Source organism: Streptomyces sp. NPDC005866, from assembly GCF_040629895.1.
Classification (GTDB): domain Bacteria; phylum Actinomycetota; class Actinomycetes; order Streptomycetales; family Streptomycetaceae; genus Streptomyces.
In genome coordinates this window covers 29,432-55,567 of sequence record NZ_JBEXWP010000003.1, presented here as the reverse complement: position 1 = coordinate 55,567, position 26,136 = coordinate 29,432, and the positions used below count along the sequence as shown (strand labels likewise).

The 26,136-nt window shown below is 69.9% G+C and carries 24 protein-coding genes and 2 pseudogenes; 17 read left to right on the top strand and 9 right to left on the bottom strand.

The window, feature by feature from the left end; translation table 11 throughout:
* Positions 1–19: 19 nt before the first annotated feature.
* Positions 20–421, top strand: a complete 402-nt coding sequence (locus ABZ396_RS04925) for a hypothetical protein (protein ID WP_358920323.1) — start codon at positions 20–22, stop codon at positions 419–421.
* 60 nt (positions 422–481) lie between these two features.
* On the opposite strand, the gene ABZ396_RS04920 is transcribed toward ABZ396_RS04925, so the two are convergent.
* Positions 482–964, bottom strand: a complete 483-nt coding sequence (locus ABZ396_RS04920; RefSeq protein ID WP_358920321.1) for a flavin reductase family protein — start codon at positions 962–964, stop codon at positions 482–484.
* Between the two features lie 406 nt (positions 965–1,370).
* Between ABZ396_RS04920 and ABZ396_RS04915 the strand changes: the two genes are divergently transcribed.
* From ABZ396_RS04915 to ABZ396_RS04900, 4 genes are read left to right on the top strand one after another with little or no spacing between them, the layout of a single operon-like run.
* Complete coding sequence (locus ABZ396_RS04915; RefSeq protein ID WP_358920319.1) at positions 1,371–1,973, top strand: flavodoxin family protein; 603 nt, start codon at positions 1,371–1,373, stop codon at positions 1,971–1,973.
* A 10-nt stretch (positions 1,974–1,983) separates the two neighbouring features.
* Positions 1,984–2,664: a HemK2/MTQ2 family protein methyltransferase gene (locus ABZ396_RS04910; RefSeq protein ID WP_358920317.1), complete on the top strand. Its 681-nt coding sequence runs from the start codon at positions 1,984–1,986 to the stop codon at positions 2,662–2,664.
* Entirely contained in the window at positions 2,648–2,869 is a 222-nt protein-coding gene (locus ABZ396_RS04905; protein WP_358920315.1) for a CDGSH iron-sulfur domain-containing protein, read from the top strand. Before ABZ396_RS04910 ends, ABZ396_RS04905 begins: the two co-directional genes overlap by 17 nt.
* Positions 2,866–3,912 (top strand): iron-containing redox enzyme family protein, encoded by a 1,047-nt coding sequence (locus ABZ396_RS04900; protein WP_358920314.1) that lies wholly within the window; start codon positions 2,866–2,868, stop codon positions 3,910–3,912. Before ABZ396_RS04905 ends, ABZ396_RS04900 begins: the two co-directional genes overlap by 4 nt.
* Before the next feature lie 240 nt (positions 3,913–4,152).
* On the opposite strand, the gene ABZ396_RS04895 is transcribed toward ABZ396_RS04900, so the two are convergent.
* The gene (locus ABZ396_RS04895; RefSeq protein WP_358920312.1) at positions 4,153–4,332 is read right to left on the bottom strand and encodes a hypothetical protein; all 180 of its coding nucleotides are present in this window, start codon (positions 4,330–4,332) and stop codon (positions 4,153–4,155) included.
* 409 nt (positions 4,333–4,741) lie between these two features.
* Here ABZ396_RS04895 and ABZ396_RS04890 point away from each other — a divergent pair, with 409 nt between their 5' ends.
* On the top strand, positions 4,742–5,656 hold the full coding sequence (locus ABZ396_RS04890) for an AraC family transcriptional regulator (protein ID WP_358920310.1): 915 nt from the start codon (positions 4,742–4,744) through the stop codon (positions 5,654–5,656).
* A 127-nt stretch (positions 5,657–5,783) separates the two neighbouring features.
* Here the strand turns inward: ABZ396_RS04890 and ABZ396_RS04885 are convergent, their stop codons facing one another.
* A complete protein-coding gene (locus ABZ396_RS04885; RefSeq protein WP_358920308.1) occupies positions 5,784–6,554 on the bottom strand; it encodes an SDR family oxidoreductase in 771 nt (256 codons plus the stop codon).
* A 109-nt stretch (positions 6,555–6,663) separates the two neighbouring features.
* On the opposite strand from ABZ396_RS04885, the gene ABZ396_RS04880 reads away from it, so the two are divergent.
* Together ABZ396_RS04880 and ABZ396_RS04875 are read left to right on the top strand one after the other, a co-directional pair.
* On the top strand, positions 6,664–7,281 hold the full coding sequence (locus ABZ396_RS04880; RefSeq protein WP_358920306.1) for a TetR/AcrR family transcriptional regulator: 618 nt from the start codon (positions 6,664–6,666) through the stop codon (positions 7,279–7,281).
* Between the two features lie 116 nt (positions 7,282–7,397).
* A complete protein-coding gene (locus ABZ396_RS04875; protein ID WP_352222334.1) occupies positions 7,398–7,613 on the top strand; it encodes a DUF4177 domain-containing protein in 216 nt (71 codons plus the stop codon).
* Between the two features lie 82 nt (positions 7,614–7,695).
* Here ABZ396_RS04875 and ABZ396_RS04870 read toward each other — a convergent pair whose 3' ends face one another.
* Positions 7,696–9,978 carry a (Fe-S)-binding protein gene (locus ABZ396_RS04870; protein ID WP_358920304.1) on the bottom strand — a complete coding sequence of 761 codons (2,283 nt, stop codon included), beginning with the start codon at positions 9,976–9,978 and terminating at the stop codon, positions 7,696–7,698.
* Positions 9,979–10,211: 233 nt separating this feature from the next.
* Between ABZ396_RS04870 and ABZ396_RS04865 the strand changes: the two genes are divergently transcribed.
* The 6 genes from ABZ396_RS04865 to ABZ396_RS04840 all read left to right on the top strand — a co-directional run bounded on the left by ABZ396_RS04865 (position 10,212) and on the right by ABZ396_RS04840 (position 16,922).
* Positions 10,212–11,231: an MraY family glycosyltransferase gene (locus ABZ396_RS04865; protein ID WP_358920302.1), complete on the top strand. Its 1,020-nt coding sequence runs from the start codon at positions 10,212–10,214 to the stop codon at positions 11,229–11,231.
* Between the two features lie 93 nt (positions 11,232–11,324).
* Positions 11,325–13,166, top strand: a complete 1,842-nt coding sequence (gene dnaK / locus ABZ396_RS04860) for a molecular chaperone DnaK (RefSeq protein WP_358920300.1) — start codon at positions 11,325–11,327, stop codon at positions 13,164–13,166.
* On the top strand, positions 13,163–13,819 hold the full coding sequence (gene grpE / locus ABZ396_RS04855; protein ID WP_358920298.1) for a nucleotide exchange factor GrpE: 657 nt from the start codon (positions 13,163–13,165) through the stop codon (positions 13,817–13,819). Before dnaK ends, grpE begins: the two co-directional genes overlap by 4 nt.
* 45 nt (positions 13,820–13,864) lie before the next feature.
* Entirely contained in the window at positions 13,865–15,037 is a 1,173-nt protein-coding gene (gene dnaJ / locus ABZ396_RS04850) for a molecular chaperone DnaJ (RefSeq protein WP_358920296.1), read from the top strand.
* Between the two features lie 5 nt (positions 15,038–15,042).
* A complete protein-coding gene (locus tag ABZ396_RS04845; RefSeq protein WP_358920294.1) occupies positions 15,043–15,489 on the top strand; it encodes a helix-turn-helix domain-containing protein in 447 nt (148 codons plus the stop codon).
* Between the two features lie 320 nt (positions 15,490–15,809).
* Positions 15,810–16,922 (top strand): substrate-binding domain-containing protein, encoded by a 1,113-nt coding sequence (locus ABZ396_RS04840; RefSeq protein ID WP_358920292.1) that lies wholly within the window; start codon positions 15,810–15,812, stop codon positions 16,920–16,922.
* Positions 16,923–17,241: 319 nt separating this feature from the next.
* On the opposite strand, the gene ABZ396_RS04835 is transcribed toward ABZ396_RS04840, so the two are convergent.
* Positions 17,242–17,370 (bottom strand): circularly permuted type 2 ATP-grasp protein, encoded by a 129-nt coding sequence (locus ABZ396_RS04835; protein ID WP_358920290.1) that lies wholly within the window; start codon positions 17,368–17,370, stop codon positions 17,242–17,244.
* Positions 17,371–17,797: 427 nt separating this feature from the next.
* A pseudogene (locus ABZ396_RS04830) lies at positions 17,798–17,952 on the bottom strand (circularly permuted type 2 ATP-grasp protein); the annotation flags it as partial.
* A gap of 391 nt (positions 17,953–18,343) precedes the next feature.
* Here ABZ396_RS04830 and ABZ396_RS04825 point away from each other — a divergent pair.
* Positions 18,344–19,394, top strand: a pseudogene (locus ABZ396_RS04825) (helix-turn-helix transcriptional regulator).
* Here ABZ396_RS04825 and ABZ396_RS04820 read toward each other — a convergent pair.
* Genes ABZ396_RS04820 through ABZ396_RS04810 form a run of 3 tightly spaced genes read right to left on the bottom strand, consistent with a single transcriptional unit; the run spans position 19,357 to position 22,360 of the window.
* Complete coding sequence (locus ABZ396_RS04820; RefSeq protein ID WP_358920288.1) at positions 19,357–20,337, bottom strand: helix-turn-helix transcriptional regulator; 981 nt, start codon at positions 20,335–20,337, stop codon at positions 19,357–19,359. The pseudogene ABZ396_RS04825 and the gene ABZ396_RS04820 overlap by 38 nt on opposite strands.
* Complete coding sequence (locus tag ABZ396_RS04815; RefSeq protein WP_358920287.1) at positions 20,334–21,332, bottom strand: helix-turn-helix transcriptional regulator; 999 nt, start codon at positions 21,330–21,332, stop codon at positions 20,334–20,336. The genes ABZ396_RS04820 and ABZ396_RS04815 overlap by 4 nt, the downstream gene beginning before the upstream one ends.
* Positions 21,329–22,360 carry a helix-turn-helix transcriptional regulator gene (locus tag ABZ396_RS04810; RefSeq protein WP_358920285.1) on the bottom strand — a complete coding sequence of 344 codons (1,032 nt, stop codon included), beginning with the start codon at positions 22,358–22,360 and terminating at the stop codon, positions 21,329–21,331. The genes ABZ396_RS04815 and ABZ396_RS04810 overlap by 4 nt, the downstream gene beginning before the upstream one ends.
* Positions 22,361–22,694: 334 nt before the next feature.
* On the opposite strand from ABZ396_RS04810, the gene ABZ396_RS04805 reads away from it, so the two are divergent.
* Positions 22,695–22,991, top strand: a complete 297-nt coding sequence (locus ABZ396_RS04805) for a (2Fe-2S)-binding protein (RefSeq protein ID WP_358920416.1) — start codon at positions 22,695–22,697, stop codon at positions 22,989–22,991.
* Between the two features lie 444 nt (positions 22,992–23,435).
* Positions 23,436–26,081, top strand: coding sequence for an ATP-dependent chaperone ClpB (gene clpB / locus ABZ396_RS04800; RefSeq protein ID WP_358920283.1), 2,646 nt, complete (start codon positions 23,436–23,438; stop codon positions 26,079–26,081).
* Positions 26,082–26,136 lie beyond the last annotated feature (55 nt).

Below are 26,136 nucleotides of genomic sequence, written 5' to 3'. Positions count from 1 at the left end.
GTAGTACGTCGTGGGGCTGATGGAGATGCCCAGGCAGCCGGTCGGCAGTGCCGTCGTCGGGCCGGCGCATGGCTCCGCACGGCTCGACTGCACCACGGGCGCCGACGCGACGGCCGACGAGAGCGTGCCCCACGATCCGGACCGGGACGCCTGGCGGACCTGGGTGGACGAGGTCTTGGCGAGCTGGGCGGCCTGTCTGCTCTCCGACCGGGAGCCGGCCGGCACAGCGGTCACCGCGCCGGCGGCCGGCGCACGCCCGACGGGGCCGGCGGCCGGCTTCCGGCGTCTCGTCGAGCCCGAGGTACGGGATCTGCGGGCGGCCGCGCTTCTGCGTCACCCGGACCTTCTGGCGCCCGTCTCCGACCTGCACCGCCCCGGACTCGTCGGTCTGCTCTGCCCGGGGCGGACCGAGGCCGCGTGATGACGTGATCGGCGTAGACCTTGCGGCGCCCCGGCGACGGTGAGCCAGTCCGGGGCCGGCTCAATCCACCGGATGTCCAGGAGTGATGCCCAAGCATTCATGGAGCCGCAGCACCTGGCCGCCGGTCCGCTCGCCCCACTGCACGGGTGCGACGACGAACCCGACGTGGTCACCGCCCTCGACCTGCCGCTCGATCGTGCCGACGAACCAGGCCGCCGCGTCCTCCAGGACGACCGCGCCGCCGTGTCCCCGCGTCCAGGGCACGTGCGCGAACTTGTCGACCTGCCTGCCGCACTCCCCGCCGAACAGGGCGGCCAGTTCGTGCTGCTCACGCGTCAGCAGGTGAACGGCGAGATGGTCAGCGGTGCGGGCGAGTTCGTAGGTGTGGTTGGCCGTGGAGAGCCACACCGTGAACCGCACCGGCCGGATCGAACACTGCGAGAAGAACCCCACCAGACACCCCGACCGCTCCTCGCCCGCCGCGGCCGTGACCACACACATCTCGGTATTCAGCCGGCTCACGAACCCCTCGACCTCGGGCACGTGGCATCACTCCCGTCCTAGGGCCTCTCGTTTGGATCACTCCGCAGACGCGGGGGCTGGCACGCGCATCTGCCGCGTTGTCGTCGGTCGCCGAAGCTCCGCGTCGACTCCCTCCTCCTCCTTGCAGCTACACGCACCAGTCCCCGCTCCCCGGCATCGAACTGCACCGCCACTGACCTGCGGCCTGATCCGAACGACAGGCCCTATCCGTCCGTCCCGCCATCCGATCGGTATCAGTTCAGCACATGAACACGATCACCGAGGGGCGGCGGGGTTCCGCCCGATCCGGGCAGAGCGGCGAGGGCTGTTCGATCTCCCTCGTTACGTCTGCGGCCAGGGGGTACTCGTGAGCCGCTGTCGGGTCATTCCCGCGCAGCGACACCTGTCCCCGACCCTCGGAGCGATCGTGAAAGCACTCGTCCTCAACTGCACCCTCAAGAGATCCCCTGAGCCGTCGAACACCGAGGCGTTGGCCTCCGTGGTCATGCAGCGGCTCGCCGAACACGGCGTGCGGGTGGTCTCCGTACGGGCCGTCGATCTCGACCTCGCCCCCGGCGTGGTGACGGACGCGGGCGACGGCGACGAGTGGCCCCAGATCCACGCGAAGCTCCTGGAGTCGGAGATCCTGATCATCGCCTCGCCCACCTGGCTGGGCCGGCCGTCCTCGGTGGCGCAGCGCGTGCTGGAGCGCATGGACGCGATGTTGTCCGAGACGGACGACGAGGGCCGCCCGGTCGCCTACAACCGCGTGGCCGGCGTGGTGGTCACCGGGAACGAGGACGGCGCGCACCACGTCATCAGCGAGATCTCCGGGGCCCTGGCGGACATCGGTTACACGATCCCGGGCCAGGCGTGGACGTACTGGCACCTCGGGCCCGGTCCCGGGCCCGACTACCTGGAGGAGGAACAGGGACGCGAGTGGGCGCATCAGACCGGCCGGACCATGGCCGACAACCTGTGCGGGGTCGCACGGGCGCTGTCCGCCCTGCCGTTGCAGACGTCCGGCTGAGGGAGGCGTCATGACGGCTGAAGCTCTCACCGCTGCCCCGCGCCTGCGCTGCTGGGTCCCCCCGGGCGTCTACCGCCCCCAGACCGACACCCGGCTCCTGGTACGGGCGTTGCACCGCGAGGGGGTCGGCGCGGAGACGGACGTACTGGATCTGGGCACCGGAAGCGGCATGCTCGCGGTGGAGGCCGCCCGCCTCGGCGGACGGGTCACCGCGGTCGACATCTCCTGGCGGGCGATCGCCGCCACCTGGCTGAACGCGATGCTGAACGGCCAGACCCTGCGCGTGCGCCACGGCGACATGGCGGCTGCCGTGCCCGACCGCCGCTTCGACCTGGTGATCTCCAACCCGCCCTATGTGCCCGCCCCCGGCCCTCTGCCGATGAGAGGCCCCGCCCGGGCCTGGGACGCCGGAACGAACGGGCGGCTGCTGATCGACCGCATCTGCGACACCGCGCCGAGGGTGCTGCGGCCGGCGGGAACGCTCCTGATCGTGCACTCGCACCTGTGCGGTACCGGCACCACGCTGACCCGCCTGGAGGAGGCCGGTCTGCGCGCGGAGGTCGTCGACCGGGCCCGGCTGCCCTACGGCCGCGTACTGCGCTCACGGCTCACCTGGCTGCGCGAGCAGGGACTGACGGCGGACGGTGCGACAACAGAGGAGCTGGTGGTGATCCGTGCCCAACACATCTGAACGGCCCCGCCGCGTCCGCGTCCAGCGCGACGGCCCCCTGCTCATCGAGGGGCCGGTCGAAGTGGTGGGCGAGGACGGCGAGGTGATCGTCTCGAAGCGCTTCAACGTGGCTGTCTGCACCTGCCGCCGCAGCCGTATCTTCCCCTGGTGCGACACCAGCCACCGCCGCCGCGACAGGCGGCCCGGCGAAGGCGAGGCCGGGTGAACAGCTCCCCTGTCCAACAGCAGTCGCGGCTGCGGCCTCCGCCGTTGCCCGAGCCGCGCGGCGAGCTCTCCGCCGCCGTGACAGCCATGCTGCGGGGAGCGGATCCCGGGAGCATGCCCTCCCCGTCGCGCTCTTCGCCGTACGGCGACGACCTGCAACTCGCCCTCTACGTCCTCTACGAGCTGCACTACCAGGGCTTCGAGGGCGTGAGCGACGACCTGGAGTGGGACAGCCGTCTGCTGGCCTGCCGCGGTGCGATCGAGGACCGCTTCCTGGGCGCGCTGCGCGAGGACGTACCGATCGACGGCACCGACACGGCCCGGCAGGCGCTGGACGAACTCCAGGTCGAACCGGTGGACGGCTCCGGCAGCGTCTCGCACTTCCTCCGTGACCACGGCAGCCTCGACCAGATGCGCGAGTACGCGGCGCTGCGCTCGCTGTACCACCTGAAGGAAGCGGACCCGCACGCCTGGGTCCTGCCCAGGCTGTACGGGCGGGCCAAGGCGGCCATGGTCGCCGTGGAGTTCGACGAGTTCGGCGGCGGCCGTGCCGACGAGATCCACGCGCAGCTGTTCGCCGACCTCATGGCGGACCTCGGGCTGGACACGACTTACGGGTACTACCTGGACGCGGCGCCGCCCGAGGCACTGGCCACCGTCAATCTGATGTCCCTGTTCGGTCTGCACCGGGCGCTGCGCGCGGCGCTCGTCGGTCACTTCGCCGCCGTCGAGGTGACCTCTTCCCCCGCCTCCCGCCGCCTGGCCGAGGCACTGCGCCGCGTGGACGCCGGCCCGGCGGCCGTGCGGTTCTACACCGAGCACGTGGAAGCGGACGCGGTCCACGAACAGGTCGTACGCCACGACGTCGTCGGCGGACTCCTGGCGGCCGAACCGCACCTGGAGACCGACGTGGTCTTCGGGATCCGCGCGACCACCCACCTCGAAGACAGCCTGGCGGCCAGACTCCTCGGCGCCTGGCACGAGGGCAGCACGGTGCTGCGCGGAAAAACGCCGCCACCGGACCACATCCGCCCCTCGGCCTAGGAGCCCGGCGTCCGGTCAACCGGATTGGTGCGCACCGCAGTCGGCCTGGACGGCGACGCCCGGGAGCGGCGGGTGAGGAACGTCAGCGACTCCGCCTATCCCGGGGGTCTGGTCGAGCGGCTGCCGGCCGGTCGTACGCCCCCCGCCCTCCGACCCGGGACGACCAGGTGGCCTGACGCATGAGGAGGGCCGCCCGCGGGGGATGCGGGCGGGGCTCGGCGCGCTTCCCGGGGGTGCGCGTTACTTGGCGGTCTGGGCCTCGGCCTCCTGCTTCAGCTCGGCGGCGGCTGCGACGAGCCGGTCGGTCATGTCGCGGTGACAGGCCCGCAGGGAGGGTGTGGATCTGGTCAGTGCGCCGAAGCGCCTGATCGTGACGGCGGCCTGGGCAGGGTCGTCCAGCGCGGCGATCCAGGACGTCATGTGCGCTCTCGGTGCCATCCGCCGGGCTGACACTCGGCGCGAACCGCCGCCGGCCTGGGAGCGGCACGCCGAGGAGGCAGCGGCCACCCGGCGTCCGGCACCGGGATTCCCCGCCGGGGGAGTTGTTCGGACACCCGTCCCCCGGAGGCGATCAATGTGGCGCCCGGGCGGCCCGCTTGCCTGGCCCGGCCGCCGCCCGTCAGAGGAGTCCGTCCGGACTGTGCGGCGATCGGTCTGCGGTAGCGGCCGAGAAACCCGTCACCGGACCCGTCCCGTCACCGGCCGCCGCCCGTCACCGGACCCGCACCGCCCACACCGCAACTTCACCGCGTGCTCCGCGGGTTGGAGACGGCGGCGCGGATACTGTGGAACATACGGAATGACCCCTGGGGGTGAGGGGAGCCTCTCGGTGGATCATGGTGCACGTCTCGGCACGGCCGGTGCGGTCCAGGTCTCGCGGCTGCGTGGTCGGTGGCGGGTCACGCGGCCCTGGCATCCGGGACTACGGCCATACCTGCGCAGCTACGTCGGCTACTGGGAGGCGGTGACCTCGCCGTACCAGGTACGGCTGGTGCCGACCGGGCGGGCGACGCTGGTGATCAGCCTCGCGGAGCCGTTCTCGCAGGTCCGGCGCTTGGGCTTACCGGGCGGGGGCAGCGGGACGATCGGCTCGCTGGTGGTGGGCGTGGAGGACCGTCCCGCGATCTGTGTGCACCCCGGCGGCCAGGAGGCGATCCGGGTCGAGTTCACGCCGCTGGGCGCGTACCGGCTGTTCGGCATGCCGATGAGCGAGTTGACGAACCTGGCCGTCGAGATCCAGGACGTACTGGGACCCGACGCGGGCCGGCTGGTGGACCGCATGGCGGCCACCGGGGACTGGGCGGCCAGATTCGACCTGCTGGACGCGGCGTTGCTGGCCCGGCTGGGGAGCGGCCCGGAGCCCGCGCCCGAGGTCGGTCACGCCTGGCGCCTGCTGTACCGCAGCGCAGGCGCGATTCCGATCGCCCGTATCGCCGCCGAAGTCGGCTGGAGCCAGGGGTACTTGATCCGGCGGTTCACCCAGCAGATCGGGCTCACCCCGAAGGCGTCGGCCCGGGTGCTGCGGTTCCGGCACGCCATGGCGTTGCTCGGCCGCGGGGCGGCGAGTCTGTCCGAGATCTCGACGGCCTGCGGCTACTACGACCAGGCCCACCTCAACCGCGAGTTCCGGGCCATCGCCGGTACCACGCCCGGACAGATGCTGGCCGCCCGCCGGGTGGAAGGGGCGTTGGCTCTCTCGGCGAGTGCAAATTCGTCCAAGACCGCGCCGAGCGCCGGCCGATAGCGTCCCGCTCGTACAACCGACGGCCGGTCGGACGGTACGGGGGACTGTCCGACCGGACGGACGGCGACGACCGGGTCGTGGCCGCTTCGTATCCGCATCCGGATCCGTCTGTCCCGCCGTGGCCGCGCTATGCGGCGATGACGGCGACCCCGGTCCTGCCCCCGTCGACATCCACCACGGTCCCGTGCACGAAGGACGCCTCGTCGCTGGCCAGCCAGACCACGGCATGGGCGATGGCGTCCGGGGTGCCGACCTCGCCGGCCGGGGTGCCCTTCATCATGATCTCGCCCGGGTGGGGTTCCGCACCCGCCCGCGCCGGGGGCAGGATCACGCCAGGTGAGACGGCGTTGACCCGCACGCCCTGGGGGCCGAACTCAGCCGCCCAGGCCCGGGTGAGGGTCTCCATGGCCCCCTTGGTGGAGCTGTAGAGCGCGCCGAGAGGGACGGCGAGACGGGTGATCCACGAGCCGAGGTTGACAATCACCCCGCCGCCGGCCTCCGTCATCGCCGGGACCACGGCGGCGGTGAGGAAGAACGGCGCCTTGACGTTCACTCCGTAGACCTCGTCGAACGTCTTCTCGTCGGTGGCGGTGGTGCCCGGGGCCGGATAGACACCGGCGTTGTTCACCAGGATGTCGATCCGCCCGCCCAGGGTCTCCCGGGCCCGGGCGGCCAGGTCCTGGGAGGCCTTCGGGCTGCCGTCGAGGTCGGCCGCCAGGAAGTCGGCCCGGCCACCGGACGCCCGGATCCCCGCCACGACCTCTGCACCCCGTTCCGCATTGCGCCCGGACACGATGACATGTGCCCCCTCGGCGGCGAACGCCACGGCGATCGCCTGACCGATGTTGCTGGTCGACCCCGTGACCAGGGCCGTCTTGTTCCGCAGCCGTTCACTCATGACGCAGTCTCCCTAAGTCCGTCTCCCGTGATGGGCGATGTGCGGTCCACTGTGCGTCGGATAAAATGGACCGGCAAGTCCAGAAAGTCGGACCGCAAGGAGGCGTCGGATGTCGGAAGCGCTGACCGCGAAGGGGCGCGCCACCCGGGCCCGTATCGTCGAGGGGGCCGCCGAGGTGCTGCGCGCGCAGGGTGTCGCCGCCACCACGCTCGACGACATCCGCGGCCGCACCGGCACCAGCAAGAGCCAGCTCTTCCACTACTTCCCCGACGGCAAGGACGCCCTGCTGCTCGCGGTGGCCCGGTTCGAGGCGGACCGCGTCCTGGAGGACCAGCAGCCGCACTTGGGGCAGCTCGACTCCTGGGAGTCCTGGCGGCAGTGGCGGGACGTGGTGGTGGCACGCTACGAACTCCAGGGCGACCAGTGCCCGCTGGGGGCACTGTTCCTCCAGGTCGGGCGGTCCAGCCCCGGCGCCCGGGCGATCGTGACGGAGCTGATGCGCCAATGGCAGCGGCAACTCGCCCGCGGTATGCGCGCCCTGCGGACGAACGGGCTGGTGTCGCCGGACCTCGACATCGACCGGACGGCCGCCGCGCTGCTCGCGGGCATCCAGGGCGGTGTCACCATCATGATGTCCACCGGCGACTCGACCCACCTCAAGGCGGCGCTCGACACCGGCATCGAGCACCTGCGCCACTCGACGTCGAGCAACACCACCGCGGCCTGACCCGACCGTCGCCGCGTAATTCTGGTCCCGCGATGTGTTGCGGCGCCCCGGGATGATTGTCTGGCCCCGGCAACCCCACCCCTACCCGGCCCCGCCGGCAGGAGGACACCGCAGTCATGAGCAGTGCCTACGCGTACGAGTACAAGGTCGTCACCTTCCGGGAGTCGCTGATCGGCGACGCACTGGACAGCGACAAGCTGGAGAAGGTCCTCAACAAGCACGCCGAGGACGGCTGGGGCCTCAAGGCCATCACCTCCGCCGACGTCAAGGGCCGGATCGGTCCCGGAGCCGTCGAGGGCCTGCTGCTGACCTTCGAGCGCCCCCGCGGCTGACCGACGAAGCGCACCACCGCGTACGAAACCCGAACGTCCCCCGGCCCGCAGTGGGCCGGGGGACGTTCCGCGTGCAGACGGGTTACTTCACCGGCTCCGGTTCCGGCGCGCTCTCCTGCTCCGCCTCGCCAGCCGGGTCGACCGGGGACTTGACCGAGTCGAGGAGCAGTTGGGCCACGTCGACCACCTGGATGGACTCCTTGGCCTTGCCGTCGTTCTTCTTGCCGTTGACCGAGTCGGTCAGCATGACCAGGCAGAAGGGGCAGGCGGTCGAGACGATGTCGGGGTTGACGGAGAGGGCCTCGTCGACGCGCTCGTTGTTGATGCGCTTGCCGATGCGCTCTTCCATCCACATCCGGGCACCGCCGGCGCCACAGCAGAAGCCGCGCTCCTTGTGGCGGTGCATCTCCTCGTTGCGCAGGCCGGGGACGCTCGCGATGATCTCGCGCGGGGGCGTGTAGATCTTGTTGTGGCGGCCCAGGTAACAGGGGTCGTGGTAGGTGATGATGCCCTCGACCGGGGTGACCGGGACCAGCTTGCCCTCGTCCACCAGGTGCTGGAGCAGCTGGGTGTGGTGGATGACCTCGTAGTCGCCGCCGAGCTGCGGGTACTCGTTGCCGATCGTGTTGAGGCAGTGCGGGCAGGTGGCGACGATCTTCTTCGCCGACTTCGGCTTCTTCGACTCCGGCGTCACCTTGCCGTCGTCGTCCGTCTCCTCGCCGAACGCCATGTTGAGCGCCATGACGTTCTCCATGCCGAGCTCCTGGAAGAGCGGCTCGTTGCCCAGGCGGCGGGCGGAGTCACCGGTGCACTTCTCGTCGCCGCCCATGATCGCGAACTTGACGCCCGCGATGTGCAGCAGCTCGGCGAAGGCCTTGGTGGTCTTCTTGGCGCGGTCCTCCAGGGAGCCGGCGCAGCCCACCCAGTACAGGTACTCGACCTCGGTCAGGTCCTCGATGTCCTTGCCGACGACCGGAACCTCGAAGTCGACCTCCTTGAGCCACTCCAGGCGCTGCTTCTTGGCCAGGCCCCAGGGGTTGCCCTTCTTCTCCAGGTTCTTGAGCATCGTGCCCGCCTCGGAGGGGAAGGCGCTCTCGATCATCACCTGGTAGCGGCGCATGTCGACGATGTGGTCGACGTGCTCGATGTCCACCGGGCACTGCTCGACACAGGCGCCGCAGGTGGTGCAGGACCACAGGACGTCCGGGTCGATGACGCCGTTCTCCTCCGCGGTGCCGATCAGCGGCCGCTCGGCCTCGGCGAGAGCCGCGGCGGGGACGTCCTTGAGGGCCTCGGCCGACGCCTTCTCCTCGCCCTCCATGGTCCTGCCGCCGCCCGCCAGCAGGTAGGGCGCCTTGGCGTGGGCGTTGTCGCGCAGCGACATGATCAGCAGCTTCGGGGAGAGCGGCTTGCCGGTGTTCCAGGCCGGGCACTGCGACTGGCAGCGACCGCACTCGGTGCAGGTCGAGAAGTCCAGCAGGCCCTTCCAGGAGAACTGCTCGACCTGGGAGACGCCGAAGACGTCGTCGTCACCGGGGTCGGTGAAGTCGATCGGCTTGCCGCCGGAGGTCATCGGGAGCAGCGCGCCCAGCGAGGTCTCACCCGTCGCGTTCCGCTTGAACCAGATGTTCGGGAAGGCCAGGAAGCGGTGCCAGGCGACACCCATGTCGGTCTTCAGGGCGACCACGATCATCCAGATGAAGGAGGTCGCGATCTTCAGACCGGCGAAGAAGTAGGTGAGGTTTTGGAGCGTGGCGACGTCCATGCCCCGCAGCCAGGAGACCACCGGGTACGAGATGAAGAAGGAGGCCTCGTACGACTCCACGTGATGCTGGGCGCCCTCAAGGGCGTGCAGCATGAAGATGCAGACGCCGACGACCAGGATGACCGTCTCTACGAAGTAGGCCTGGCCGAAGTTGGAGCCGGCGAAGCGGGACTTGCGGCCCGGCCGGTTCGGCTTGCTCAGCTGGCGGATGACGATCAGCACCAGGATGCCGAGGACCGTCATCGTGCCGATGAACTCGACGAAGACGTTGTACGGCGCCCACTCGCCGATGACCGGCAGGAGCCAGTCGGCCTGGAAGAGCTGGCCGATGGCGTTGACGATCGTCAGCAGAAGCGAGAAGAAGCCGACCGCGACGAACCAGTGCGCCACGCCGACGATGCCCCAGCGGTTCATCCGGGTGTGGCCGAGGAACTCCCGGACCACCGTGACGGTCCGCTGGACGGGCTCGTCGGTACGGGTGCCGGCGGGCACGTTCTGGCCGAGCCGCATGAAGTTGTAGATCTGCAGGACGGCGCGGGCGAACAACGCCACGCCGACCACGATCAGAACCAGCGACACGATGATCGCGGCGAGTTGCATGGGGGCTCCTCGGGCCTGCGAGGGGTCTCTTACGAGAGGTTCCCGAAATTACTAAGCGGTAACTTATGCAGTCGGTCTGAGACTACCCGCATCTTTACCCGCACTGTAGTCAGGCACGGGGTGATCTGAGTCGCTGAGGTGGGCCTGGCCCGCCACGGCCCTGCGGTGGCAAAGTAATCGTGTTATTCGTGTTATTTGTACGGAATGGTTACATTCAGGTCTAATTTAGACCCGTGCTCTACGGGATCGCCGCCGCCACCACCGCCCTGCTGCTCGCCGCCCTCCTCGCCGCGCTGATCCGGCCGCTCGCTCTGCGGCTGCGGCTCGTCGACCGCCGGCGCGCGCGGCCTGTGCCGGTGCTGGGCGGGTTGGCCGTGGTGGGTGCCACCTGCCTGGTCGCGGGCGCCGGCGACTGGAGCGGTGTCGCCCCGCTCGGTACCGGGGTCGGGCAACTGCTGGTCGCCGGGGGCGCCGTGGCGCTGCTCGGAGTGGTCGCCGACGTGTGGCGGCTCAAGACGCGGTTCCTGTTGTTCGGTACGGCCGTGGCGGCCGCGTGTGTGGTGCCGTACGGGGAGTTCGGTGTGGCGGAAGGCGTGCTCGGTGTCGGATGGATCGCCTTTGTCGCCGTCGCCTTCAAGGGGCTCGACCACGCGGACGGGCTGGCCGGGACCGTGGGAGTGGTCACGGCCTTCGGGGTCGGGGCCTGTGCCACCGCCGAGGTCATGGACGGGCTCGCCGTGCTGCTGAGCGTGCTCGCGGCCGCGCTCACCGGGTTCCTGATGCACAACTGGCATCCCGCGCGGATCGCCCTCGGTGCCACCGGCTCGCTGTTCGCAGGGTTCGTGCTGGCCGCGGCCGCGCTGATCACCCGGGCGGGCCACGATCCCGTCGCCAGCGCGGGCGTGCTGTTCGCGCTCACCGCCGTCGCGAGCGCCGACGTGCTGCTCGTCGTACTGTCGCGGCTCGTTGCCGGGCGTCCGGTGCTGCGGCGCGGCCCCGACCATCTCGCCCACCGGCTGCGGCGGCTGGGCCTCACCCCGCCGGGCGCGACCGTGGTCCTCGGTGCCGGATCCTTCGCGGCGGTATTCGTCGGGGTGCTCGTGCACGGCGGCTGGATCGGGCGGACGGGCGCCACATGCGTCGCCTGCGTCACCGTCAGCGTCGTACTGCTACTCCTTCGGGTGCCGGTCTATGGGCCCCGTCGTATGGAATCCACGCAGGTCAGTGGGCACTTGCGCGTAAGGAACGGATAAGAGTTGAGCCCATACGACTCAGGTCCGTTGACCCGTGGCGGGGCTTGATGCACACTTGAGTCCGTTCCACTCAAGTCAGCTGGAGGATTCACCATGGCACGTGCGGTCGGCATCGACCTGGGCACGACTAACTCTGTCGTCAGCGTTCTTGAAGGCGGCGAGCCCACCGTCATCACCAACGCCGAGGGCGCCCGGACCACGCCGTCCGTCGTCGCCTTCGCCAAGAACGGCGAGGTTCTGGTCGGCGAGGTCGCCAAGCGCCAGGCGGTCACCAACGTGGACCGCACCATCCGGTCGGTCAAGCGTCACATGGGCACCGACTGGAAGATCCAGCTGGACGGGAAGGACTTCAACCCGCAGCAGATCTCCGCGTTCATCCTGCAGAAGCTGAAGCGGGACGCGGAGGCCTACCTGGGTGAGAAGGTGACCGACGCGGTCATCACCGTCCCGGCCTACTTCAACGACTCCGAGCGCCAGGCGACGAAGGAGGCCGGCGAGATCGCCGGTCTGAACGTCCTGCGTATCGTCAACGAGCCCACCGCGGCCGCGCTCGCCTACGGCCTCGACAAGGACGACCAGACGATCCTCGTCTTCGACCTCGGTGGCGGCACCTTCGACGTGTCCCTCCTGGAGATCGGCGACGGCGTCGTCGAGGTGAAGGCCACCAACGGCGACAACCACCTCGGTGGTGACGACTGGGACCAGCGCATCGTCGACTACCTGGTCCAGCAGTTCAAGTCCGGTCACGCCGTGGACCTCGGCAAGGACAAGATGGCCCTCCAGCGCCTGCGCGAGGCCGCCGAGAAGGCCAAGATCGAGCTGTCCTCGTCCACCGAGACCTCGATCAACCTGCCGTACATCACCGCGTCCGCCGAGGGCCCGCTGCACCTGGACGAGAAGCTGACCCGCGCTCAGTTCCAGCAGCTGACCGCGGACCTGCTTGAGCGCTGCAAGACGCCGTTCCACAACGTCATCAAGGACGCCGGCATCCAGCTCGGCGAGATCGACCACGTCGTCCTCGTCGGCGGCTCGACCCGTATGCCCGCCGTCGCCGAGCTCGTCAAGGAGCTGACCGGCGGCAAGGATGCCAACAAGGGCGTCAACCCGGACGAGGTCGTCGCCATCGGCGCCGCCCTGCAGGCCGGTGTGCTCAAGGGTGAGGTCAAGGACGTCCTGCTCCTCGACGTGACCCCGCTGTCCCTCGGTATCGAGACCAAGGGCGGCATCATGACCAAGCTCATCGAGCGGAACACGACGATCCCGACCAAGCGGTCCGAGATCTTCACCACCGCCGAGGACAACCAGCCCTCCGTGCAGATCCAGGTCTACCAGGGCGAGCGCGAGATCGCGGCGTACAACAAGAAGCTCGGGATGTTCGAGCTGACCGGTCTGCCGCCGGCCCCGCGCGGTGTCCCGCAGATCGAGGTCGCCTTCGACATCGACGCCAACGGCATCATGCACGTGACCGCGAAGGACCTGGGCACGGGCAAGGAGCAGAAGATGACCGTCACCGGCGGCTCCTCGCTGCCGAAGGACGAGGTCGACCGGATGCGCCAGGAGGCCGAGCAGTACGCGGAGGAGGACCACCGCCGCCGCGAGGCCGCCGAGACCCGCAACCAGGGCGAGCAGCTCGTCTACCAGACCGAGAAGTTCCTCAAGGACAACGAGGACAAGGTCCCGGGCGAGATCAAGACCGAGGTCGAGGCCGCTGTCGCCGAGCTGAAGGAACAGCTCAAGGGCGAGGACACCGCCGAGATCCGCACCGCCACCGAGAAGGTCGCGGCCGTCTCCCAGAAGCTGGGCCAGGCCATGTACGCCGACGCCCAGGCCTCGCAGGCCGCCGCCGGCGGTGCCGCCGCTGACGGTGCCGGTGACGCCGACGACGTGGTGGACGCCGAGATCGTCGACGACGAGCGCAAGGACGGTGCCGCGTGACGGAGGAGACCCCGGGCTTCGAGGAGAAGCCCGACGTCCCCTCCGGCGCCACCTCCGACGACGCCGAGCCGAAGGCCGCTCCCACCCAGGGGGCGGCCCCGGCCGGGGACGCAAACGCAGAGCTGACCGGTCTGACGGCACAGCTGGACCAGGTGCGCACCGCGCTCGGCGAGCGCACCGCGGACCTCCAGCGCCTCCAGGCCGAGTACCAGAACTACCGCCGCCGAGTGGAGCGCGACCGGATCACGGTCCGGGAGATCGCCATCGCGAACCTCCTGACCGAACTCCTGCCGGTGCTCGACGACATCGGCCGCGCGCGGGAACACGGCGAACTGGTCGGCGGTTTCAAGTCGGTGGCCGAGTCGCTGGAGACGGTCGCGGCCAAGATGGGCCTGCAGCAGTTCGGCAAGGAGGGCGAGCCCTTCGACCCGACGATCCACGAGGCGCTGATGCACAGCTACGCGCCGGACGTCAACGAGACGACGTGCGTGGCGATTCTGCAGCCCGGGTACCGCATCGGCGAGCGCACCATCCGCCCCGCGCGGGTGGCGGTCGCCGAACCGCAGCCAGGAGCGCAGGCGGTCAAGGCCGAGGGGACCGACGAGGCCCCGCCGGCCGGCGACGAGAAGGACAACGGCCCTGAGGAGGGCTGAAGTCGTAGAGATTGAGCGGAACACCGGAAAGGGGGCGCGTCGAGGATGAGCACCAAGGACTTCATTGAGAAGGACTACTACAAGGTCCTCGGCGTCCCCAAGGACGCCACCGAGGCCGAGATCAAGAAGGCGTACCGGAAGCTCGCCCGCGAGTTCCACCCGGACGCCAACAAGGGCAACGTCAAGGCCGAGGAGCGCTTCAAGGAGATCTCCGAGGCGAACGACGTGCTCGGCGACCCCAAGAAGCGCAAGGAGTACGACGACGCGCGCGCCCTCTTCGGCAACGGCGGCTTCCGCCCGGGGCCGGGCGCGGGCGGCGGCAACTTCAACTTCGACCTGGGCGACCTCTTCGGGGGGAACCCGCAACAGGGCGGAGGCGGCTTCGGCGGCGGTTTCGGCGACGTCCTGGGGGGCTTGTTCAACCGGGGCGGCGGCGCGGGCACACGCACCCAGCCCCGGCGCGGCCAGGACATCGAGTCCGAGGTCACGCTCAGCTTCACGGAGGCCATCGAGGGTGCCACGGTCCCGCTGCGGATGTCCTCGCAGGCCCCCTGCAAGGCCTGTTCGGGCACCGGCGACAAGAACGGCACACCGCGCGTGTGCCCGACCTGCGTCGGCACCGGCCAGGTGGCGCGGGGATCCGGAGGCGGCTTCTCCCTCACCGACCCCTGCCCGGACTGCAAGGGCCGCGGTCTGATCGCGGAGCACCCCTGCCCGGACTGCAAGGGCAGCGGCCGCGCCAAGTCGTCCCGGACCATGCAGGTCCGCATCCCCGCCGGGGTGACCGACGGCCAGCGCATCCGCCTGCGCGGCAAGGGCGCGCCCGGCGAACGCGGCGGCCCGGCGGGCGACCTGTACGTCGTGGTCCACGTCGACACCCACCCGGTGTTCGGCCGCAAGGAGGACAACCTCACGGTGACCGTCCCGGTGACCTTCACCGAGGCGGCGCTCGGCGGCGAGGTCAGGGTCCCCACCCTGGGCGGTCCGCCGGTCACCCTGAAGCTGCCCCCGGGCACGCCCAACGGCCGCACCATGCGCGCCCGTGGCAAGGGCGCGGTCCGCAAGGATGGCACCCGCGGCGACCTCCTGGTCACCGTCGAGGTGAGTGTCCCGAAGGACCTGTCGGGGAATGCTCGTGACGCGCTGGAGGCGTATCGCGAGGCGACCGCGGGCGAAGACCCGCGCGCCGAGCTGTTCGAGGCCGCGAAGGGAGCATGACAGGGATGGACGGCCGTCGGCGTAACCCGTATGAACTGACCGAGGAGACCCCGGTCTACGTCATCTCGGTGGCGGCCCAGCTCTCCGGACTGCACCCGCAGACGCTGCGCCAGTACGACCGCCTGGGCCTGGTCTCCCCGGACCGCACGGCCGGGCGGGGCCGCCGCTACTCAGCCCGCGACATCGAACTGCTCCGCCAGGTGCAGACGTTGTCGCAGGACGAGGGCATCAACCTGGCCGGCATCAAGCGCATCATCGAACTGGAGAACCAGGTCGCCGCGCTCCAGGCCCGCGTAGCGGAGATGGAAGCGGCCCTGGACGGCGCGGCGGCCGCGATGCGGCAGCGGGAAGCGGCGGTACACGCGTCGTACCGCCGTGACCTGGTGCCGTATCAGGAAGTCCAGCACACCAGCGCGCTGGTGGTGTGGCGGCCCAAGAAGGCCAAGGACTAGGCGCGTTCGATGTGAAGGGCCCGGAGGTTCGGCAGAGCCTCCGGGCCCTCGCGCGTCACGACCCCGTCCCCGATGTCGATTACGAGGAAAGGGCTTTGCTTGTGCTTATCTTTGCCTGGCTGTGAACTCCCTTTGCATGGAGGGCCCGTAACGGGCGTTTGGAGGTGGTTCCGCTTCTCCTTCACAGGTGCACCTGAGCGTGGTGTTGCGGACTCGTTAAGTAGTTTCGCTTGACGCCGGGTGTGGCGTGCGCGTTGTCTTTCCAGACATCTGGGTCGCAAAGCAGCCCACGTCCGGAACGCACTCGAAGTGAGCCCTCTATGCGTCGTACAGCCATGTTTGTGGCCGCGTCCACGATGACCCTCTCGCTCGCCGGCTGCGGCGTGCTCAACGCGACGGGATCGTCGAGCTCCGCGAGCCCCGCCAAGGGCAACGACATCACGGTGGGTGTGCTGATGCCGGACACCGTCAACACCCGGTACAGCACCTTCGACTACCCGATCATGAAGTCCAAGATCGCGGAGCTCACCAACGGCCAGGGCAGAGTCGACTACTCCAACGCCGGGTCGTCCGGCCCCAAGCAGGCCGGGCAGATGCAGAAGATGATCGACGACAAGGTCGACGTCATCATCCTGGACGCCGTCGACTCGCACGCCATCGCGGAGACGGTGAAGAAGGCCAAGGACGCGGGCATCCCGGTCATCGCCTACGACCGCCTGTCCGAGGGCCCGATCGACGCCTACGTCTCCTTCGACAACGAGCTGGTCGGCGAGGTGCAGGCCCGTACGCTGCTGGAGGGCCTCGGGCCGAACGCCGACACCTCCGACAAGGTCATCATGATCAACGGCTCGCCGACGGACCCGAACGCCAAGCAGTTCAAGACGGGCGCCCTGTCCGAGCTGAACGGCAAGGTGACGGTCCCGCCCGCGGCCTCGTTCGACACCAAGGACTGGGACCCGGTCATCGCCGAGCAGGAGACCACCAAGGCGATCAACGCGATCGGCAAGGACAACGTCGCCGCCGTCTACTCCGCGAACGACGCGATGGCGGCTGGCATCGTCAAGGCCCTCAAGGCGGCCGGCTTCACCAACATGCCGCCGATCACCGGACAGGACGCGGACCTCGAAGCCGTGCAGCGGATCCTCATCGGCCTGCAGTACATGACCGTCTACAAGCCCTACCCGGACGAGGCCGAGGCCGCCGCCCAGATGGCCGTCTACAAGGTGCAGGGCAAGGACATCCGGTTCGACGCGCTCACCCAGGACAAGGTCGACAGCCCCACCACCAAGAAGATCCCGTCCCAGCTGGTGCAGGTCAGCGCCATGACGAAGAGCAAGATCAAGGACACCGTCATCGTCGACGGCATCTACAAGGTCTCGCAGATCTGCACCGCCGAGTACAAGACGGCCTGCGCGGCGGCCGGCCTCAAGTAGGCCGCGCCGCGGGTCGGTCAGCGCGCACCCAGATGTCGTCGCCGTCGTTCACGGCGAACGGGCGCGGGTCAATGTGGCGCGTCGCCACGCGTTCACCCGCGGGGGTGGGGGAGGTGCGGACGGCGACCGGACGCCGGGCGATGAAGCCGCGCGGGCCGGCGACGACTGCTTTACGAGTGCGTTCCAGGTTCTCGGCGTCGGCCTTCGGCCCGTTTCACGCTGCCCTGTTCGCCGGCGCCGTCGACGGTTGGTCGTCGGCGATGCCGTTGACGACGGCGTTCCCGAGTGACCTGACCGGCGATTGCCCAGGATGCCGCGGTCAGCCGATCACCGAGCCGGACCGGAAGCGGAGCGAGTCGAGGAAGTCGTCGTCGAGGCGCCGGTATACGACGTACACGGGTACCTTGCCGCGCGTCGCCCGCATCCACACCCGCTTGTTGCGGCACACCAGGTCGTGGCCCGCGACCAGCTACACGCCCACCAGCCGGGCCGGCAGGGCGTGTTCGATGCAGGCCGCGCGGCCGGGCCTCGGGGTGAGGACGACGACCCGGGGGTCGCTCACCGCCCCTCTGGGTGCGGCGGCGCGGCGAGCGGCGAGCAGCTGCAGGGCCCCCGTCCTCGAAGGCCCGGGCCTGCCCGTATGCGTCGTCGAGACTGGCCTCCAGGGCGCGGACCCGCCGGGCGAAGCCTCTTCGTACTAGGGCCTGTTGCGAAAGTCCCGCCTGCCCCGCGACGCCCGGCACGCACTCTCGCCGCACCGGGCACAAACCCGAGTACGTCCAGTACGAGGGCTTGCACCCGGCACCCCGAGAGCACGCACCGGACGCCGCGGGGCCCGCCCTCCGGGCGGACGACGGGACTTTCGCAACAGGCCCTAGATCCCATTCCGGGGCGTCGGGGATGCGGGGCACCAAGTCCAGCGGCCACGGCCGCTCCACGCCCGCGAAGACGTAGGTCACGCACGGTCGGTGAAGGCGCGGGCCACCTGGTCGGAGCGCACTTCACTCGGCTCGATCGGCTGAAGTGCCATGAAGGGACGTCGGAGTGAGCACGTGACGCGGTGGTCACCGGCGAATTTCGGGGATTCGCCAGGTCTGCCGCGTCACGTGCCTGTGAGCGGCCCTTCCCACAACGCGCCTCCCCCGTGGGCGCGTTGCGGGGGCCCCGGTCCGATCGGGGGGATGGTCCGGGACCCCCCGAGTGTCCGGCGAACACCCGTGGGAAGCGACACCCACGATGCCCCCGTGACCCCGCCGCCACCACCGTCATCTTGTTGCAGCGCGGGCTGCGGAGGCCGGAAGATAGCGGGGCGTAACGGTGCATTAAGACGCCCGGTGCGAGGGGAGCCGTGTTGCGGACACGGTCCGGACCGCTCATAGTTGCGCTGCGGAAGAGGCAGCAAACCGGGGGTGGAATGGGCGATGGCCGGGCTCGGGACGGAGAAGCATCCACACGGTGCCGACCGACTGTGCGCCGCCGGGGATCGCGTGTATTCCCGTGCCGTGCGCCGGGGCCGGGTGCTGCGCACGGACGCCGACGCGGTGCCCTGCCTGCTGGAGCTGGCACTGTTGCACCCGGACCCCGACGACATGGACTGGCTGGTGCCGACCTCCCCGCAGGAGGTCATGACCCGGCTGCTGCGCGGGCTCTACGACGAGGTCACCGACAGCCAGCGGCGGGTGGGCTCGGCCGTGGCGGCCTTCGAGTGGTACGCCGGTCTGGGACGGCCGTTGCAGGTCGTGTCGGCCTCCGCCGAGGGCACGGCGGCGATCCGGGTCCTGGACGGGCTGTCGCGGATCCAGGCGGCGATGGACGAGGCGACGGAGGCGTGCACGAGCGAGGTGCTGACCGTGCAGCCGGGCGGTATCCGCCGTGAGTCCGAACTGACCGAGGGACTGCATCGGGCGGTCGCCCTGCGCCCGTGGCGTGCGCATGCGGGACCTGTACACCCATGTCGCCCGGCACGGCCAGGGCCTGCTCAACTACCTGGAGCTGATGGGCGACGCGGTGGAGGCCCGGACGCTCGACGAGGTCATCGACCGGCTGATCCTCTTCGATCGCACGGTGGCGTTCATTCCCGCGAACGCCGACCGCACGATGGCCCTGGAGCTGCGCCACCCGGCCCTGGTCGAGTACTTCGTCACCGTCTTCGAACGGCTGTGGCGGCTGGCGATCCCCCTCACCGCCCCTCTCCCCGACACCGGTATCGAGGGCATCTCGCACCGGGAGCGGTCCATCGCGGCGCTGCTGGCGGAGGGCCACCAGGACGCCGTCATCGCCGAACGTCTGGGCATCAGCGTCCGTACCTGCCGCGCCCACATCGCCCGCCTCTCGGAGACGCTGGGCGCGGCCAGCCGTACCCAACTGGGCGTGCGGATAGCGCAGGTGGGGCTGGACCGGCCGCCGGGCGAGGCGAGCGGGGCGCCGCCCGTGATCAGCCTTCCTGATCAAGGATCCCCGAGCGTCCGATGAGGTAGCCGAGTTGGGCGCGGCTGTCGCTGCCGAGGGTGGCGGCGAGTTTGGCGATGTGGTCGCGGGCGGTGCGGATGTTCATGCCGAGGCGTTCGGCGATGACGGCGTCGGTGTGGCCCTCGACGAGGAGGGCGGCGATGGCGTGCTGGCGGGGGGTGACGCCGTTGACGGTGGGGCGGTGCTCCAGGTCCGGGTAGATGGGAGTGGCCAGCCGCCACAGCCGGTCGAAGGCGGTGACGAAGTACGTGATCAGCGCGGGATGACGGACTTCGAGGGCCAGGCTGCCGTCGTCGGCCGCCGGCAGGAAGGCGATGGCGCGGTCGATGACGAACAGCCGGTCCGGCAGTTCGTCCAGACCGCGCACCTCGATGTCGCCCCGCAGCTGCTCGAAGCCGCCGTACACGGACGGCACATGGCGCAGGGTGTGCTGGTAGAGGGCGCGGATTCGGGCGCCGCGGTCGAGGATCGCCTGGTCCCGGTCACGGGCGGTCGCTGCGGCGGACCGGCCGCGGGCGCCGGTGAGACCGGCGTGCGACTGGATGCCGAGCACTTCCCGGCTCGCTTCGGCCATGGCGTCGGTGATGGCCTGGTTGATGGGGCGCGTGCCGCTGTGCAGGCGGAGCGTGGGGGTGCCGGTGCCCGCAACGTTCTTCGCGGTGCCGCCGATGAACCTTTCGAACTGCTCCACCAGTCGTTCCTCACGCCGGCGTGCGTCGGCGACCCGGGCGGCGGAAGAGCGCAGCAGCCGGTGCAGGGCCTCGGCGGGGGCCACGGGCTCCAGCCGGTCCAGGTCGTCGAGAGCCGGGTGGAGCAGACCGAGGTCGGTGAGGCAGGGCGCGTCCACCACGTCCCGGGCCCTGATGTAGCCCGTGCGCAGAGCCTGCTCGTACGCCCTCGCCCCGGCAGCGCACAGTGCCTCGACCCCGTGCTCGCACCGGCTCACAGCCCGCTCTCCCGTTCCCCGAGGATCCCGGACCGCCCGATGAGATAGCCGAGCTGGGCCCGGCTCTCACTGCCGAGGGTGGCGGCAAGCTTGGCGATGTGGTCGCGGGCGGTGCGGATGTTCATCCCGAGGCGCTCGGCTATGACGGCGTCGGTGTGGCCTTCGACAAGGAGGGCGGCGATGGCTTGTTGACGTGGTGTCACACCCTTGACGGTGGGACGGAGTTCGGCCTTGGGGAACATCGGGGTGGCCAGGCGCCAGAGGCGGTCGAAGGTGGTGACGAAGTACGTGATCAGCGTCGGGTGGCTGACCTCCAGGGCGAGTTTCCCGTGGTCGTCGGCGGGGAGGAAGGCGACCGTGCCGTCGATGACCAACAGCCGGCCGGGCACCTCGTCGAGGCCCCGGGCCACGTTGTCGCCCGTCATCTCCTCGGCATGGGCGTACACGTTCGGCGCATGGAACAGGGTGTGCTGGTAGAGCGTGCGGAACCGGCCGCCGCGGTCGAGGAAAGCCTTGTCGCGGCCGTAGGCGGCGGAGTACGCGGCGGTGCCGCGCTCGCCGACCATGCCCGCGTGCGGCTGGATGCAGAGGACTTCCCGCCGGGCCTGTGCCATGGCCTCGTCGATGGCCTGGTTGATCCGCCGGGTGCCGCTCAGCAGCCGCAGTGCCGGGGTGTCGGCCGTCGTGGTGGGCCGGCGTTCGACGCGGGTCAGCGGTTCGAGGAACTCCACCAGGCGTTCGTCCCGCAGCCACGCCTCGGCGATGCGGGCACGGCCACCGCGCAGCAGCCGGTTCAGGGCCACGGCGGGGGCCACGGGGTGCAGCCGGCCGGGGTCGTCCGGCGCCGGGTGCAGCAGGCCCAGGTCGACGAGACAGCGCGCCTCGGCGGCGTCCCGGGCAGATATGTGCCCTTCACCCAGGGCCCGTTCGTACAGCTCCGTCCCCGCGGTGCACAGGTCCTCGATGTCGTGCTCGGTGTGCGGGGCCGGCGTCACCGGACACCGCCCTCCCCGGGGAGCTTCCGGTCCAGGATCCCGGACTGGGCGATCAGGTAGCCGAGTTGCGCGCGGCTGCCGCTGCCGAGCACCTGGGCCAGCTTGGCGATGTGGGCGCGGCACGTGCGGACGTTCATGCCCAGCCGACGTGCGATGGCCTCGTCGACGTGCCCCTCGATGAGCAGCTTCGCGATCGAGTGCTGGATGTCGGTGATACCGTCGGGAGCTGTTTCATAGGGGGTGCCGGCGCTCAGCGGAACCGCTCTGGACCACATGAACTCGAACACCTTGACCAGGTAGCGGACCAAGCCCGGGTGGCGCAGTTCCAGGGCGACCTGCTGGTCGTCCCGGATGGGTATGAAGGCGACGGTCTCGTCACAGATGATGAGGCGTTCCACCAACTCGTCTATGGAGCGGTACTCCACCTTGCCGTCGGCGAGCTGTGCCGCGTAGGCCAGCTTCTCCTGGCTGTAGCGGGCGGTGTGCTGGTACAGCGTCCGGATCCGTACACCGCGCTCTATGAGCGGCTTGTCGCGTTCCAGCCCACGCAGCACACTCTGCTCGGAGACGCGGTCGCTCGGCTGGACGGTGAGCATCTCCGTATGGCACTGGGCCGTGGCCAGGTTGAGCGCGGCGTTGATGCGCTCGCCGCCCTCCAGCACCGTGATCGAGCCGCCGCCCGACGCCGACTGACCGCCGATGGACAGGAAGTGCTCGAAGGTGCCGGCGATGTCGGTGGCCAGCTGACGGCGTGCGCTGATCTCGCGCTCGATGGGATTGAGACGCTGGGCCAGTGCGATCGCCGGCGGCACCGGGCGCAACCAGTTCGGATCGTCGGGATCGGGGTGCAGCAGGGCAGAATCCATCAGGCAGGGAGCCGGTTCCGCGTCCGCGCGGGCAATGCGTCCCGCGCGCAGAGCGGCCGCGTACAGACGACTACCCTCCGCGCACAGTTCGTTCGAGGCGTGGGGATGTGTCGTATTCGAGTGACTTGTTACCAAAACTCCACCCCCCAGGGTCCTGAACATGCAGGAACATGATGCACCGATTGTGTGGCCATGACGTGCCCGAATGAGCCATCGTCGTACCTGACGGGGGAAGAGGGGACCTTACAAGTGAGGACGAAGCCGAACATGCGTAACAGACTGCTTCGCTCGGTGCTTGTCGCTGCCTTCTCCGCCGTTGCAGCCCTCGGGGTGCTCAGTGGCTTTTCGGCCGCAGGGGGGAGTGAGGTTCACGCCAACAGCACCTGGCCTGCGGTGGTCGCGGACTCCGAGACTGCCGGCACTGCTGATTCCGCGACCGATGGAGCCGGGAGCTGAAGTGACCACCCCACCCGACGACCGATCCTTCCGCCGCGAGATGGCCACCGCCTATCGCTCCGGCTGGCACTTCATCGACCTGGTCACCGCCATCCCCCACAGTGGTGACTCGCTGATGGTGACCGTTTTCGGAGAGCCGGTCGTCGTCACGCGGGACGAGGAAGAGGACGTACGGGCGTACCGGTGTCTGCGCAAGCCCCGGGGTGCGCCGCAGCCCGTGCGGTGTGCGGTCCGGTACGGAATGATTTTTGTGAATCTGGACCAACGGGACCACCGGCTGGCTGAGCCGGATGTTCCGGACGTGCGGACCATTTCAGCCACCCCCCGCAGTGCCTGACGCGATTCCCCCGTCGTAAAAGATCGCTCAGGTACTTCCCCCCGCAGCGGCGTCACCGTGACCTGAACACGGTGACGCCGCTGCAGTTTTCTGGGGACATTTCGAGGTATCGGCCGGTTTCGGCCAAGACTCACGGTGGCTGAAACCCGTCGATGAGACGTCGGCGGAACAGGGTGGACACCCCGGGGCACCTGCTCGATCCCCTCTACCGACACCCGGCCGGCCGGCCGCCTTCGTGCTCGGCTGGGCGTGATCGCCCGACTTGTCCGCGATCATGCGAGATCGACCGGAACCGCCCGGCCGCGCGAGGCGCGCAGCGCCCGTCAGATGTGTCACGAAGCTGCTCCCCGGAAGGCCTCCCGTTCCCCATCTTGAGTGAAATAGACTCAACTTTGTGTACGTTGGCTGAGTCAGCCGAACGACGCCGAGGAGGAGAACGCGAACGTGGACGCCGAGCTGACCAACAGGAGCCGGGACGCGATCAACGCGGCCACCAACCGGGCCGTGACCGAGGGACACGCGGACCTTACGCCCGCCCACCTGCTGCTGGCTCTGCTTCAGGGGCAAGGCCAGCGGCAGGACATCGCGAACATCACCGACCTGCTCGCGGCGGTCGACGCCGACCAGGCCGCCGTACGCCAGGGCGCCGAGCGCGCGCTGGCCGCGCTGCCCAGCGTGACCGGCTCCACGGTCGCGCCGCCGCAGCCCAACCGCGAACTGCTCGCGGTTCTCGCCGACGCGGCCGACCGCGCCCGGGACCTCGGCGACGACTACCTCTCCACCGAGCACCTGCTCATCGGCATCGCCGCGAAGGGCGGCGCGGCCGGCGAGGTGCTCGACCGGCAGGGGGCCACCGCGAAGAAGCTGGCGGAAGCGTTCCGGAAGGCGCGCGGCGGGCGCCGGGTGACCACCGCCGACCCCGAGGGCCAGTACAAGGCGCTGGAGAAGTTCGGCACGGACTTCACCGCCGCCGCCCGGGACGGCAAGCTCGACCCGGTCATCGGACGGGACCAGGAGATCCGCCGGGTCGTACAGGTGCTCTCCCGCCGTACCAAGAACAACCCCGTACTCATCGGTGAGCCCGGCGTCGGCAAGACCGCCGTGGTCGAGGGGCTCGCCCAGCGGATCGTCAAGGGGGATGTGCCCGAGTCGCTGAAGGACAAGCGGCTGGTGGCGCTGGACCTGGGCGCGATGGTCGCGGGCGCGAAGTACCGCGGTGAGTTCGAGGAGCGGCTCAAGACCGTCCTCGCCGAGATCAAGGACTCCGACGGGCAGATCATCACCTTCATCGACGAGCTGCACACGGTCGTCGGCGCAGGAGCCGGCGGTGACTCAGCCATGGACGCCGGCAACATGCTGAAGCCGATGCTGGCCCGCGGTGAGCTGCGCATGGTCGGCGCGACCACGCTCGACGAGTACCGGGAGCGGATCGAGAAGGACCCGGCGCTGGAGCGGCGCTTCCAGCAGGTGCTGGTCGCCGAGCCGAGCGTCGAGGACACCATCGCCATCCTCCGTGGCCTGAAGGGCCGTTACGAGGCCCATCACAAGGTGCAGATCGCGGACAGCGCGCTGGTCGCCGCCGCGACCCTCTCCGACCGTTACATCACCTCCCGCTTCCTCCCCGACAAGGCGATCGACCTGGTCGACGAGGCGGCCTCGCGGCTGCGTATGGAGATCGACTCCTCGCCCGTGGAGATCGACGAACTCCAGCGTTCCGTCGACCGGTTGAAGATGGAGGAGCTGGCGCTGGAGAAGGAGACCGACCCGGCCTCCCGGGAGCGCCTGGAGAAGCTGCGCCGCGACCTCGCCGACAAGGAGGAGGACCTGCGCGGCCTCAACGCCCGCTGGGAGCGCGAGAAGCAGTCCCTGAACCGGGTCGGTGAGCTGAAGGAGAAGCTCGACGAACTGCGCGGCACCGCCGAACGCGCCCAGCGCGACGGCGACTTCGACACCGCCTCCAAGCTGCTGTACGGCGAGATCCCGCAGCTGGAGAAGGAGTTGGAGGCCGCGTCCGAGGCCGAGGAGGAGACGGCCCGGGACACCATGGTCAAGGACGAGGTCGGCTCCGACGACATCGCGGATGTGGTGGCGGCCTGGACGGGTATCCCCGCCGGGCGCCTGATGGAGGGCGAGACCCAGAAGCTGCTCCGCATGGAGGACGAGCTGGGCCGCCGTCTGATCGGCCAGGCCGAGGCCGTACGAGCGGTCTCCGACGCCGTACGACGTTCACGCGCCGGCATCGCCGACCCGGACCGCCCCACCGGCTCCTTCCTCTTCCTCGGCCCGACCGGTGTCGGCAAGACGGAACTCGCCAAGGCCCTCGCCGACTTCCTGTTCGACGACGAGCGGGCGATGGTCCGTATCGACATGTCGGAGTACGGCGAGAAGCACACCGTGGCCCGGCTGGTCGGCGCCCCGCCCGGATACGTCGGCTACGAAGAGGGCGGCCAGCTGACCGAGGCGGTCCGCCGCCGCCCCTACACCGTGGTCCTCCTGGACGAGGTGGAGAAGGCCCACCCGGAGGTCTTCGACATCCTCCTCCAGGTGCTGGACGACGGCCGGCTCACCGACGGCCAGGGCCGCACGGTCGACTTCCGCAACACCATCCTGGTGCTGACGTCCAACCTTGGCAGCCAGTACCTGGTGGACCCGGGGCTCGGCGAGGAGGAGAAGAAGCGGCAGGTCCTCGACGTCGTCCGGCGCTCCTTCAAGCCGGAGTTCCTCAACCGCCTGGACGACCTGGTCGTCTTCTCCGCCCTGGCCAAGGAGGAGCTGGCCCGGATCGCCCGGCTCCAGATCGACCGGCTGGCCAGGCGCCTGGCCGACCGCCGCCTCGCCCTGGAGGTCACGCCCGAGGCTCTGGCCTGGCTCGCCGAGGAGGGCAACGACCCGGCGTACGGCGCCCGCCCGCTCCGCCGACTGGTCCAGACCGCCATCGGCGACCGCCTGGCCAAGGAGATCCTGTCCGGCGAGGTCAAGGACGGCGACACGATCCGGGTGGACGCCTTCGGGGAGAGTTTGATCGTGGGCCCGGCGACGGCCGGGGGAGCCGTCGAAAGCACCGGTCAGGGCACCGGAAAGACGCTCTGAGCGGAATTCCGCCAAAGGGAGATGAACCCGCCGGGGCGGGGGTTGCCACCCCCCT

Bases quoted from the DNA above. Each gene is read 5' to 3' on its own strand.
- ABZ396_RS04925 (WP_358920323.1), top strand. From the start codon at position 20: ATGGAGATGCCCAGGCAGCCGGTCGGCAGTGCCGTCGTCGGGCCGGCG.
- ABZ396_RS04910 (WP_358920317.1), top strand. From the start codon at position 1,984: ATGACGGCTGAAGCTCTCACCGCTGCCCCGCGCCTGCGCTGCTGGGTC.
- ABZ396_RS04895 (WP_358920312.1), bottom strand. From the start codon at position 4,332: ATGACGTCCTGGATCGCCGCGCTGGACGACCCTGCCCAGGCCGCCGTC.
- ABZ396_RS04885 (WP_358920308.1), bottom strand. From the start codon at position 6,554: ATGAGTGAACGGCTGCGGAACAAGACGGCCCTGGTCACGGGGTCGACC.
- ABZ396_RS04880 (WP_358920306.1), top strand. From the start codon at position 6,664: ATGTCGGAAGCGCTGACCGCGAAGGGGCGCGCCACCCGGGCCCGTATC.
- ABZ396_RS04875 (WP_352222334.1), top strand. From the start codon at position 7,398: ATGAGCAGTGCCTACGCGTACGAGTACAAGGTCGTCACCTTCCGGGAG.
- ABZ396_RS04870 (WP_358920304.1), bottom strand. From the start codon at position 9,978: ATGCAACTCGCCGCGATCATCGTGTCGCTGGTTCTGATCGTGGTCGGC.
- dnaK (WP_358920300.1), top strand. From the start codon at position 11,325: ATGGCACGTGCGGTCGGCATCGACCTGGGCACGACTAACTCTGTCGTC.
- dnaJ (WP_358920296.1), top strand. From the start codon at position 13,865: ATGAGCACCAAGGACTTCATTGAGAAGGACTACTACAAGGTCCTCGGC.
- ABZ396_RS04845 (WP_358920294.1), top strand. From the start codon at position 15,043: ATGGACGGCCGTCGGCGTAACCCGTATGAACTGACCGAGGAGACCCCG.
- ABZ396_RS04840 (WP_358920292.1), top strand. From the start codon at position 15,810: ATGCGTCGTACAGCCATGTTTGTGGCCGCGTCCACGATGACCCTCTCG.
- ABZ396_RS04810 (WP_358920285.1), bottom strand. From the start codon at position 22,360: ATGTTCAGGACCCTGGGGGGTGGAGTTTTGGTAACAAGTCACTCGAAT.
- ABZ396_RS04805 (WP_358920416.1), top strand. From the start codon at position 22,695: ATGGCCACCGCCTATCGCTCCGGCTGGCACTTCATCGACCTGGTCACC.